General features: G+C 58.3%; 5 protein-coding genes. 4 read left to right on the forward strand and 1 reads right to left on the reverse strand.

The features are described from left to right. Positions 1-723: 723 nt before the first annotated feature. Positions 724-3,036: a DUF3488 and transglutaminase-like domain-containing protein gene (locus NZ705_05575; GenBank protein ID MCS7292432.1), complete on the forward strand. Its 2,313-nt coding sequence runs from the start codon at positions 724-726 to the stop codon at positions 3,034-3,036. Here NZ705_05575 and NZ705_05580 read toward each other — a convergent pair. Then, the gene (locus tag NZ705_05580; GenBank protein ID MCS7292433.1) at positions 2,992-3,753 is read right to left on the reverse strand and encodes an alpha/beta fold hydrolase; all 762 of its coding nucleotides are present in this window, start codon (positions 3,751-3,753) and stop codon (positions 2,992-2,994) included. The genes NZ705_05575 and NZ705_05580 overlap by 45 nt on opposite strands. A 74-nt stretch (positions 3,754-3,827) precedes the next feature. On the opposite strand from NZ705_05580, the gene NZ705_05585 reads away from it, so the two are divergent. From NZ705_05585 to NZ705_05595, 3 genes are all read left to right on the forward strand, one after another. Beyond that, the gene (locus NZ705_05585) at positions 3,828-5,126 is read left to right on the forward strand and encodes a TldD/PmbA family protein (protein MCS7292434.1); all 1,299 of its coding nucleotides are present in this window, start codon (positions 3,828-3,830) and stop codon (positions 5,124-5,126) included. A gap of 123 nt (positions 5,127-5,249) precedes the next feature. Beyond that, a complete protein-coding gene (locus NZ705_05590) occupies positions 5,250-7,727 on the forward strand; it encodes an ATP-dependent Clp protease ATP-binding subunit (protein ID MCS7292435.1) in 2,478 nt (825 codons plus the stop codon). Positions 7,728-8,100: 373 nt separating this feature from the next. Next, positions 8,101-8,325, forward strand: coding sequence for a class I SAM-dependent methyltransferase (locus NZ705_05595; protein ID MCS7292436.1), 225 nt, complete (start codon positions 8,101-8,103; stop codon positions 8,323-8,325). The last annotated feature ends 72 nt before the right edge of the window (positions 8,326-8,397 follow it).

The following is an 8,397-nucleotide window of genomic DNA, read 5'->3' on the forward strand; positions in this document are numbered from 1 at the left end:
CCATTTACTTGGATAGGCTATTATCCAGTGGTTAAGTGAGAGACTTTTACCAGCGATTGGTCCTGGGAAAGTTTTGGCACTGGATAATCTGCAGCGGTCAGAAAGATGATGGAAGCGGCTGGATGTCGCTTGGTTTATCTACTAAGATATTCACCTGATTTGAATCCGATTGATAAAAGGTGGGTCAACCATGCGTGGAGTTTAACCAAACGGAACCTACGTTCTCTCGTGGATGAAGCTATCCGTTTTATATGTCAGCCTTTGTCAGCTTAGCCATGTCTTCGCGGAGCTGAATATCCATCATTAAGTTGCCTTTTGCTTTACATATTTATACAGCCAAGATTGTGAAATTCCAGTCACCCGTGAGATGGCGGTAATTGCGAGTCGCTCTAACAAATTGCCTTTGTGCTTCAGAAATGTATTTTTCTCTGGCTTCAGGCGTAAATTGCCGATGGCTGTTTTCCATTATGGATACGACCGTACTTCACAATCTTTTGAGACTGGCAGTGGGGGTAAGTAATTGTACTCATGACTTCACCCACATCCAACTACCCCTATTTAACCATTACAGGAACAGGACTACCTAGTCCCGTTCTGATTGTTGCTGGACAAACTAATAAAGTAGTCTAGCCCTGGCAACTCAGAGTGCTGGGCGTCTTGAACCGCCGTTGGGCTAAATGCGTATGCTAGGGTGAAACTAATTTGACATTCCCCTGGCGCTGGATGAATTGGAACCTAAAAGACGCCCACAAGGTTTGTACCTATGCGCTGGTGGGGATCGCCTTTGCCGCCCTGCTGACCGGTCATGCCACCCATCCCTTGGCCAACGGCGTGTTCCTACTGTTGGGAGTTGTGAGTTGGTTTTGGGAACCGCCTCGGATTCGCTGGGAACAGTACGCCAAACTGTGGATGCCCCTGACGGTGGGGGTGTTGGTGGTCTTGGTAGGCGCAATCGGGCTGTTGCGGGCGCATCCCCTAGACGTGTCCCTGTATCTGCTGCTGTATCTCACCCTGGCGAAACTGTTTCAGCGGGAGCGTCCCGAGGACTATAACCAGGCGATGGCCCTGTCGTTTCTGTTGCTAGCGGCCTCCACCGTTTACACCAGCGACATCCTGTTTGGCCTCCTGTTTGCCTTGTACGTGATTTTGGGGGTGGTCAACTTTACGCTGTATCACCTGCGGGTGCAGGTCCGGGAGCACGGCAAGGCTGCGGCCCAGTCTCGGCTTTTTAACACGCGAGTACTCGTGATGCTGGTCTGGGTGGGCCTGGCCACGTTCATCTTGTCGGTGGGCCTGTTTTTTCTGTTTCCCCGAATCGGATTGGGCTTTTTTGGCCGCGGAGGGGCGGGTCAGCGGGAGCTTGGTCGTGGATTTGGTGAGCAGGTGCATGTGGGCGACCATGGCCGGTTGGACCGGGATACGCGGGTGGTGATGCGGGTGGAATTCCCCGAAGGCGCACCGCCACCGATGATGCCCCTATACTGGCGGGGAGTCAGTTTTGACCTTTATGACGGCCAGACGTGGAAGCGCACCCTGTCGCAAGGCGAGTTCCGCGCCGCCCAGGACCGCTTGGTGGAATTGCAACCAGCCCCAGCCAACCTGCCGCTCCTGCGACAAGACATCTATCTAGAGCCATCGTCCCATCTCATCCTGTTTGCCTTGAACCCGTTGTACCGGGTGCGGTTGCCGGAAACGGCCCAGAGCGTGCGGATACAGGTGGGCACATTGGGGGATGCCCAACAACCGGCGCGTATTATTCACCAGTGGGGCCGCTCCCTGTTTGTGACGCGCACGGGGGATGTGTACTACACCTACCGAGGCGAGGTGGGTTACCAGTACACTGCCTGGAGCCGTCCGATGTTCCCCCGCGCGAGCGACCTGCGGCGCGTTGACGCAAATCTCACCCTGCAACAGTTGGCCCAAGCGGGGTTGAAAGAGCCCTACCTGCAACTACCTGCCAACTTCAACCCCCGGATTCGGGAACTGGCGGCGGACCTAACCCGTAACGCCCCCACCCTGTTCGACAAGGTGCAGGCCATTCGCTCGTACTTGGCCCAGAATTTCACCTACACCACTGACCTGCCAGACCCCGGCGACCAACCGGTGGTAGATGCCTTTTTGTTTACCCACCGGCGGGGCCACTGCGAATACTTCGCCACAGCCATGACGCTGATGCTGCGCAGTATTGGCATTCCGGCGCGGCTGGTGAATGGCTATCTGGGCGGACGGTGGAATGCCTACGACCATTACTTGGCGGTGCAGGTGGCCCATGCCCACAGTTGGGTGGAGGTGCCCTTTGCCGGTTATGGCTGGTTGACCTTTGACCCAACGCCGCCGGGGTTTGGGCCGCAGACTGGGAACTGGTGGTCCGATTTGTTGGATGCCCTGCGCTTTCGTTGGAATAAGTACGTGTTGGAGTACAACCTGGATACCCAGCTCGAAGGCCTCAAACAGGTGCAGACCTGGTTGCAGCCTCCCGCCAAGCCTGGCCCGCTGGAAAAGGGCCTGGATGTGCAACAGCTTTGGCGAGTGGTTGGCGTGTTGCTCGTGACAGTCGCCGCAGGTCTTGGGGGGTATCAGCGGCGCGGTCGCCCGCTGCGACTAGGGGATGGCCTGGGCTTGGGGGTGTCCATCGGTCTAAACGCTTGGATCGCCGGGCCGTTGCCTTGGCCCTGGAGCCGCGAAATCGGGGGATTGGCGCCAGCGCTGGCCTTCTTTATCGCCCGCTATCTCCGCTGGGGCCAGGCAAAAGCCAATGTATCACCTGTCTCGCGTCTATACCTGCAACTGCGAGAGGCCCTCGTAGAACAAGGGCTAGCGATTGAGCCAGCGATGGGGCCTTTGGCGGTGCGCCAGCAGTTGGAAACCAGCGACCTACCCGACCGGGAGATAGCCGTTCAGGTCATTGATACATACATGACCGTGCGTTTTGGCGGGCAGTCCCTGAGCCCCGCGGCGCTTGATGCCTACCGAGCACAGGTGCGCCATCTCCTACAGCGGTGGCGAACCCGGCAACGGCAAAAAGTCCTGCACTAGGCGATAGACCTGCTCGCGGGGGTAGTCCCAGGTGAGGATGTGGTTGCCCGTGTCTAGCCAGTGAAAGACCTTTTCCGGGCTACCCAACTGCTGAAACCCTTGCCAGGTCGCCTGGGGGTCCACCACTCGGTCGTAGCGGGATTGGATCACCAGCGTGGGCACTGTGACCTGGGGTAACAGTGCGCGCACCTTCTGCTGCAACGCCAGAGCGCTGCGGACCGCCGCCAGGTTGAAGTCCTGAAAAAACGAGCACTGCCAAGCTTGCCGTTCGAGCATCGGGTCGGCAATCGGTAAGCGGCGGCGCGGGAGGCTGGGAATGAGATAGCCCACGCTGTAGAGCAACGGCCACTGCCAGGGCCACATCCCCAGAAACGGCGCTAGCAGCACCAGGCGGTCCACCGGCACATGCGCGGCTAAATAGAGCGCCAGCAGTCCGCCATTGGAAAATCCCACGACTGCAACCCGGGCATAATTTCGGCGCAACTGGGCGTATTCGTCCTGCACGCAGGCAACCCATTCTGGCCACGTGGAAGCGGGCATCTGGGGAGCCGGGCGGTCATGCCCCGGTAAATTCATACCCCGCACCGTCCAGCCCTGGCGATGCAGGCGTTCCCCCAGCGGTTGCAGTTCGTAAATGCCGCCCCCCAAACCGTGAATCAGCAGGCAGGCACCTGAACCATTGCCTACGTACGTGAAGGGCTGATTGGCCTGGGTCATTTCCCAGTCTCCGCACCAAGCCTAGTATAGAGCTGGTCTGCGCTAGGATAAATACGCTTGCTTGCAACCGCGCGATGGCCCATCCGATTTTGGCCCAATTGCTAGACCTGGCTCGGTCTCGCGCCGACGGGGTGGAGGTGTATTACCTGCGCAGTTACAGCCGTCCGGTGCAGTTTGAGAACAACCGGCTCAAATCCATAAGCAGCAAGGCGGTCGAGGGCGTGGCGCTGCGGGTCATTCACCAGGGGCGCTTGGGATTTGCCGCCAGCACCGACCTAACCCGCCCGGAGGCGGTGGTTAACGCCGCTTTGGAAACCGCCACTGTCGGTGACCCCGCCGAAATTGAATTTGCCGCTGCGTTCCAGGGGGAGGACACCCGCCCCCTTGTGGAACTCCCTACCCCAGAAACCCTGGTCAACATTGGCAAGGAGTTGATCGAACAGGTCCACGCCTACAACCCGGACATTTTGGTGGATGTCTCGTTTAACCCCGGCTTTGGGGAAGTTTACCTGCTGACAGACCGGGGTGCCCAGGCTTATTACCAGCGCCAGTCCTTGAGTGTGGGCCTAGGGGGCAACTGGGTGCGCGGCGAAGACTTTCTGCAGATTTACAGTTACGAGGTCACGGACGGCCACGCCCCCGACTATAACCGATTGGTGCAGGAAGTGGTGCAGAAGTACCGCTGGGCCGAGACAACAACGCCGGCGCCCAGTGGGAATTTGCCCGTATTGTTTACGCCCCGCGCGGTGGCTAGCGTCCTGGCGGGCCTGTTTGAGTCTATGTTGTCGGGGCAAGCGGTTGTGCAGAAAGCGACCCCCTTGGCGGACAAGGTAGGTCAGCGGGTGTTCGACCCCCACTGGACCGTAACCGAGGACCCCACCGCTGGCGTGAGCGCCCGCCAGTTTGACGACGAAGGCACCCCGACCCAAACCCAAACCCTGGTCGCGCAGGGCATCGTACAGGGCTTTTATTGGGACAAGACCTGGGCGCAGCGGGCAGGCCGGACTTCGACTGGCAATGGCTACCGCAGTGGTCTTTCTCGTCCCGGCGCGGAATTGCTTAACCTGTGTATTGCTCCCGGCACTGTTCCCTACACCGAGCTGGTGGCCCAGATGGCCGACGGGGTGATCGTGGACCAGGTGTTGGGCGCGGGCCAGTCCAACCAGTTGGCCGGCGAGTTTTCCGTGAATCTAGACCTAGGCTACCGGGTCATCAACGGCGAAATCGTCGGGCGGGTGAAAAACACCATGGTGGCTGGGAGCATCTTGGAGGCGCCCGTGGCGGCCATGAGTCAAGAGCGGGAGTGGGTGGGCGCTAGTGTTTACAGTCCAGCGGTGTTGTTTGCGTCTTTGGGGGTCGCTACTCGCAGTTAATTCTTCTGGTTAAAATTGAAGGAACCTGCGGTCTTTACGCCAATTGGGGTCGGAAAACCCCCACCGATTTCCCAATTGACAAGGTACGATAGAAGTATCTGCAGGCTCAGGGCAGGGAAGGATATGTTTGAACGGTTCACGGAGAAGGCCATCAAAGTCATTATGCTTGCCCAGGAGGAGGCGCGCCGCCTCGGGCACAACTTTGTGGGAACGGAGCAAATCCTACTGGGGCTGATCGGCGAGGGCACCGGGGTGGCCGCCAAGGTGCTGAAATCCATGGGTGTGAATTTGAAGGACGCCCGGATTGAGGTGGAAAAAATCATTGGCCGGGGTTCAGGCTTTGTGGCGGTCGAGATTCCCTTTACCCCTCGAGCCAAACGGGTTTTGGAGCTGTCGCTAGAGGAGGCGCGGCAGCTAGGCCACAACTACATTGGGACAGAACACCTGTTGCTGGGATTGATCCGCGAAGGGGAAGGGGTGGCCGCCCGCGTGCTGGAGAACTTAGGGGTGGACTTGTCCAAGGTGCGCACCCAGGTCATCCGGATGCTGGGCGAAACGGCGGAGGTCACGGCTGGCGGTGGGAGCACCCGCACCAAGACCCCCACGCTGGACGAATTCGGCACTAATCTGACCCAGCTTGCGGCAGAAGGGAAGCTTGACCCGGTGGTGGGTCGGGAGAAAGAAATTGAACGGGTGATCCAAATCTTGGGGCGGCGCACTAAAAACAACCCGGTGCTCATTGGGGAACCGGGGGTCGGAAAAACGGCGATTGCGGAAGGGCTGGCCCAGCGAATCGCCAACCGGGATGTACCAGACATTCTCGAAGACAAGCGGGTGGTGACCCTGGACATCGGTCTGCTGGTGGCGGGTACCAAGTACCGGGGCGAGTTTGAAGAGCGCCTCAAAAAAATCATGGACGAAATCCGCCAGGCGGGGAACGTGATCCTGGTGATTGATGAAGTCCATACCCTGATCGGAGCCGGGGCTGCGGAAGGGGCGATTGATGCGGCCAATATCCTGAAACCGGCCTTGGCGCGGGGTGAGTTGCAGTGCATCGGCGCCACTACCCTGGACGAATATCGCAAGCACATCGAGCGGGATGCGGCCCTCGAGCGGCGGTTCCAGCCGGTGATGGTGGGTGAACCCTCGGTCGAGGAGACCATCGAAATTCTGTTTGGCCTGCGGGAGAAGTACGAGCAACACCACAAGTTAAAGATCACCGACGAGGCGCTGCGGGCGGCGGCCAAGTTGGCGGACCGCTATATCTCCGACCGCTTCTTGCCGGATAAGGCCATTGACCTGATTGACGAGGCGGGGTCGCGGGTGCGGTTGATTAACTCCCAGTTGCCGCCGGCGGCCAAGGAACTGGAGAAGGAGCTGCGGCAAATCCTGCGCCAAAAGGATGATGCGGTGCGCGCCCAGGACTTTGAGCGGGCCGGGGAGCTACGGGACCGCGAGATTGAAATCAAGGCGCAAATCCGGGCGATTGTCCAGAGCAAGAAGGCCGAGGCCCAGCAAGGGGGCGGTGAAACTCCGATGGTGACGGAAGATGACGTGGCGCAAATCGTGGCCTCCTGGACAGGGATTCCGGTGAGCAAGTTGACCGAGACCGAGTCGGAACGCTTGTTGCACATGGAAGAAACCCTGCACCAGCGGATCGTGGGGCAAGAGGAGGCGGTGCGGGCGATTTGTCGAGCGGTGCGGCGGGCGCGCGTGGGCCTGAAGAATCCCAACCGTCCGATTGCCAGCTTCATCTTCTCTGGGCCAACGGGGGTTGGAAAGACCGAGCTGACCAAAGCCTTAGCGGCCTACTTCTTCGGCTCCGAGGAGGCGATGATTCGCCTGGACATGTCGGAGTACATGGAGCGGCACACGGTCTCCAAGCTGATCGGTTCGCCGCCTGGCTATGTGGGCTACAACGAAGGGGGCCAGTTGACGGAGGCGGTGCGGCGCCGGCCCTACACGGTTGTCTTGTTCGATGAAATTGAAAAAGCCCACCCGGATGTCTTCAACCTGTTGTTGCAAATCCTGGAGGATGGCCGGTTGACCGATGCCAAGGGGCGCACAGTGGACTTCAAAAACACACTGCTGGTGATGACCTCCAACATCGGCTCCAAGGTCATTGAAAAGGGCGGCGGTGGCTTAGGCTTTGAGCTGGGCGAAGACAAGGAAGACACCCAGTACAACCGGATTCGCAACCTGGTGAACGAGGAACTTAAGCAATACTTCCGCCCCGAATTCCTGAACCGGATTGATGAAATCATCGTCTTCCGGCAATTGACCAAGGACGAGGTCAAGCAAATTGCCGATATCATGCTCAAGGAGGTCTATGGGCGGCTGGCCGAGCAGGGGATTACCCTGCAGGTGACAGAAGCCTTCAAGGATCGGCTGGTGGAAGAAGGCTATAGCCCGTCCTACGGGGCGCGGCCTTTGCGGCGGGCGATCATGCGCCTGCTGGAGGACTCCCTAGCGGAAGAAATCCTGTCTGGGCGCATTAAGTCGGGCGACACGGCGATTGTGGACGTGGATCCCGAAACGAAGCAGGTGAAGGTACTCTGCGAACCGACAAAGCGGGAGTTGTTGCCCCAGTCCTCGAGCTAGTTGGTTCTCCCAGATAGTAAGGGCCAATTGGCATGAAGCCCCGCAGTAAGCGGGGCTTTTGCTTATAGGTGCAGGTGATGTTAACTTAAGTCAGGTGAGATGGGGATAGGAGATGGTAACGGTAAATAATGGTCTGCCTTTAACCTATGAGCCTACCTTTGGGCTGGAATCCTCAGATTGTCTTTGGTTGATGACCCGCTGGGAACGATATGCCTTCAGCTATTTGCTGCAAGCGATCCAGCCTCAAGTAGCCCTAGAGATTGGAACCTACAAGGGAGGTAGTTTGCAGGCAACGGCTCGAGTGGCTCAAAAGGTCTATTCCCTTGACATTGCATCCTGGCCCAGGGAAATGCTTTAGCAGTGGTTGCCTAATGTGGAGTTTTGGGTTGGGGATTCCAAGCTGCTGCTGCCGGCGTTGCTGAACCACATCACCAGTCAGGGCGAGCCGCTAGCGTTTGTGTTGATTGATGGTGACCACAGCACGGAGGCAGTCAAAACTGATATCAACCTGTTTTTGGCGCACTACCGCCCTATCGTTCCCCTTTATCTCCTCATGCACGACACGTTTTATCCGCCTTGCCGACAAGGTATTTTATAGCTAAAAACGTTTAGCTTGGCATAGAATAGGGCTAATGAGTTCATAGAGGTTTTTCATGTCTAAGCCTTACAG

This window comes from Gloeomargarita sp. SKYB120 (genome assembly GCA_025062155.1).
Classification (GTDB): Bacteria; Cyanobacteriota; Cyanobacteriia; order Gloeomargaritales; family Gloeomargaritaceae; genus Gloeomargarita.